This is a genomic window from Limnospira sp. PMC 289.06, assembly GCF_032350395.1.
In the GTDB taxonomy this organism is placed as follows: domain Bacteria; phylum Cyanobacteriota; class Cyanobacteriia; order Cyanobacteriales; family Microcoleaceae; genus Limnospira; species Limnospira platensis.
The window spans coordinates 1-1,603 of sequence record NZ_JARPLC010000279.1; the positions used below are offsets into that span (position 1 = coordinate 1).

Sequence of the window (1,603 nt, forward strand, 5' to 3'; positions counted from 1 at the left end):
ACTATCTGAATAAACCCATATATATGTCGGCACGGATTCCCATTCTTTAATGGTAGGTCAAGCTCCGGTATTTGTCAAGAGAAAAACTGAGATTTTTAGAATGTTTTTAGGATTGCCTAAACTGTTGATTGGGGGCGGGTTGATGGAGTTCTGGGAAAGGGTGCGATCGCATTTTTTCAACAAGTCCCGTGGGAGGTTATATGGGGAGCCAAGTATAATTGTCGTGAGCCATGTAAATACCAATCAGGTATGAAATCTTCATGGCTCCATTGGAGGGGATATCCTAATGAACAATACTAGCGAAATATTCCATATTTTTGAATCATCAGATTCTCAGAATTTCATGCCCCCACTGGGATTAAGTGGGGTAGAAGGAGACCCAGTAGCAGTACAGATGTCCGCGCCGCCAGAGTTCGGGTGGACGCGCCTTTTGGGAACCAGTGAGGAGGACTCGGCTACTGCCCTGACCACCGGTAGTGATGGCTCGATTTATGTAGCCGGCTATACTTATGGGGACCTAGACGGACAAACCAATAGTGGTAGGGCTGATGCCTTTATCAGCAGGTTCCAGCCTGATGGCACTCAAGACTGGACGCGCCTGTTGGGAAGCAGTGATTCGCGCTATGCTCATGCCCTGACCACCGGTAGTGATGGCTCGATTTATGTGGCGGGTACGACTTGGGGCGACCTAGACGGACAAACAAATAGTAGTAGCTGGCCTGATGCCTTTATCACCAAGTTCCAGCCTGATGGCACTCAAGACTGGACGCGCCTGTTGGGAAACAGTGACGGTGACGCGGCTCATGCTCTGACCACCGGTAGTGATGGCTCGATTTATGTGGCGGGAAGGACTCGGGGCGACCTAGACGGACAAACCCATAGTGGTAGCGAAGATGCCTTTATCAGTAGGTTCCAGCCTGATGGCACTAAAGATTGGACGCGCCTGTTGGGAACCAGGCTTTGGGACTCGGCTCATGCCCTGACCACCGGTAGTGATGGCTCGATTTATGTGGCGGGAAGGACTTTTGACAACCTAGATGGACAAATGCATAGTGGTGGTTTTTATTTTGTGCCTGATGCCTTTATTAGCAGGTTCCAGCCTGATGGCACTACAGACTGGACGCGCCTATTGGGAACCCGTAGTAGGGACTGGGCTAATGCCCTGACCACCGGTAGTGATGGCTCGATTTACGTGGCAGGCAAGACTGGGGACAACCTAGATGGACAAACCCCTAGTGGTAGGGGTGATGCCTTTATCAGCAGGTTCCAGCCTGATGGCACTAAAGATTGGACGCGCCTGTTGGGAACCAGTGCTTGGGACGAGGCTAGTGCCCTGACCACCGGTAGTGATGGGTCGATTTATGTGGCGGGCTGGACTGGGGGCGACCTAGACGGGCAAACCAATAGTGGTGGCGAATGGGATGCCTTTATTAGCAGGTTCCAGCCTGATGGTACTCAAGACTGGACGCGCCTGTTGGGAACCAGGTTGAATGACCATGCTCGCGCCATGACCACGGGTAGTGATGGGTCGATTTATGTGGCGGGCTCGACTTCGGGCGACCTAGATGGACAAACCAATAATGGTGGGTTAGATGCCTTTATC

General features: G+C 51.8%; 1 protein-coding gene. It reads left to right on the forward strand.

Features of this window, described 5'->3' with window-relative positions; all coding sequences use genetic code 11:
• Nucleotides 1-286: 286 nt before the first annotated feature.
• Nucleotides 287-1,603: SBBP repeat-containing protein (locus P5674_RS24475; protein ID WP_315643202.1), on the forward strand; the 1,317-nt coding region annotated here is incomplete at its 3' end.